The sequence below is a fragment of the Flavobacterium difficile genome (assembly GCF_011392115.1).
GTDB lineage: Bacteria > Bacteroidota > Bacteroidia > Flavobacteriales > Flavobacteriaceae > Flavobacterium > Flavobacterium difficile.
On the sequence record NZ_JAAJBT010000028.1, the window covers coordinates 1 to 381 of the forward strand.

Consider the following 381-nt stretch of genomic DNA (forward strand, 5'->3'; position numbering starts at 1 on the left):
CTAATACACCATCGTTATCATCATCTGGATCTACATTATCCGCAACTCCGTCATTATCACTATCTAAAATGTCTCTGTAATCTACCTCGCCATCGCCATCTTCATCGCCTAATGAAGCTGCATTTGGTGTGTTGATGTTGTCATTTACATCATTACCTACTACATCATCCCATGCATCATCTAATCCATCTCCATCTGTATCAACTCCTGTTGCAATAGCAACACCTTCGTTGTTCTCAACGATGTCTGTTAATCCATCATTATCTGAATCATTGTCTAAATAATCAGGAGCATCTGTAGTATCTGTGTTTGTTGGTACTGAAATGTATCCAGCGCCTTCGTAAACATCATCAATACCATTGTTATTCGCATCTACTCCAC

At 39.4% G+C, this 381-nt stretch carries 1 pseudogene; it reads right to left on the bottom strand.

Annotation, left to right across the window (positions count from 1 at the left end):
• A pseudogene (locus G4D72_RS13630) lies at positions 1-381 on the bottom strand (gliding motility-associated C-terminal domain-containing protein); the annotation flags it as partial.